The organism is Mesorhizobium sp. M5C.F.Ca.IN.020.32.2.1 (assembly GCF_004023105.1).
Taxonomy (GTDB): domain Bacteria; phylum Pseudomonadota; class Alphaproteobacteria; order Rhizobiales; family Rhizobiaceae; genus Mesorhizobium; species Mesorhizobium wenxiniae.
In genome coordinates this window covers 1-1,172 of record NZ_RZSX01001308.1, presented here as the reverse complement: position 1 = coordinate 1,172, position 1,172 = coordinate 1, and the positions used below count along the sequence as shown (strand labels likewise).

The window sequence follows — 1,172 nt, the reverse complement described above, 5'->3', positions numbered from 1 at the left end:
ATTGTCGCCATCGCCTCGTCCTGGTTCTTGACCGCCGGGGCCGAGCATCCGCCTGACGCCTTAACGAAGGTCTGAGCCATGTGAAGTTCACCGCTCTGGGTTTCTGCTATGGCACGCAGATAGGAATAGTCGTTGACGCGCACGCGCGTCGACAGATGCGTCACGCCGGCGTCCTTGCCGATCTGGAACGTCGCCGCAACCGGTGCCGGATTGACGTCGATTATCAAGGTGACGGATTTGATGCCGTCGGGTGCCTTGGCCGGGTCGATATAGATGTCGACAGGCACGATGGCGGCATCCTGCGCCCGCTTCGGCGCCTCGACCCTGACGACGCCGGTATCGATCAGAATTGCCCGATCGCCGAACACGTCGCCTTTCAAATCCTGCCAGATCCTGTCCGAAGACGCGGCTGTTTGTTGCGCGTGGGCGGCTCCGGAGGAGCCAAAGAGCGCGCCGACGGCCAGGATGATCGCGGCAAAGATGGCTGCGAGCGGCAAGGCGAGCTGCCGGCTCCGGTAAGAGTGGTTCTGCATTTCGATGCCTCCACCAATGTCAGAGAGGTGGTGCCCAGGCCGATGTCGAGGATAAGCCTTTGACGATGCCTTGGCAAATCGATCCACTTCATCCCGTCCAACGCTTGTCGGTGTGATCTATTCCCATTCGACTTCGGCAAAGGCGGCCGTTGCATTGCGCTGGTTGTAGTCGTCGAACATATGCCAATTGCCCCGTTCGCTTGCGCCGGCGGTCTTGACTGCCTCGCTGAGCGGCGTCCCGTCGACGATCGCCTTGCGAATATCGCGCGCCAGAACTTCGAGATAGCGCCGCTCCGCCGTCAGCGCCTCCGGCCAGTCGGCCGGCACCGGGCCATGACCCGGAACGGCGCGCACGGCGCCGATCGCGGCGAGCGCATCCATCTGGCGAAGCCAACCGAGCAGCGATCCGTCGAGCGTCGGCAAGGAACCTATGAAAACGAGATCGCCGGCAAACAGCGTGTGGGTCGCGTTGTCGAAGACGGTCAGGTCGTTGTCGGTGTGAGCCGCTTTCCATGCCTGCAATTCGAGCACGCGTCCACCGAGGTCGAGCTGCAGGCGATCATCGACCAGCATCGTCGGCGGTATGATCTCGACCCCTTTCATGAGTGCGTCGCCGATCTGTTCGCGGAAGCTTTGCAG

The 1,172-nt window shown here is 62.2% G+C and carries 2 protein-coding genes; both read right to left on the bottom strand.

Annotated features, from left to right (window positions below):
- A partial coding sequence (locus EOA86_RS35515) for a quinoprotein dehydrogenase-associated SoxYZ-like carrier (protein ID WP_128345728.1) occupies nucleotides 1-533 on the bottom strand: 533 nt, incomplete at its 3' end.
- Nucleotides 534-650: 117 nt separating this feature from the next.
- The coding region (locus tag EOA86_RS35510; RefSeq protein ID WP_128345726.1) for an MBL fold metallo-hydrolase at nucleotides 651-1,172 on the bottom strand (522 nt) is incomplete at its 5' end.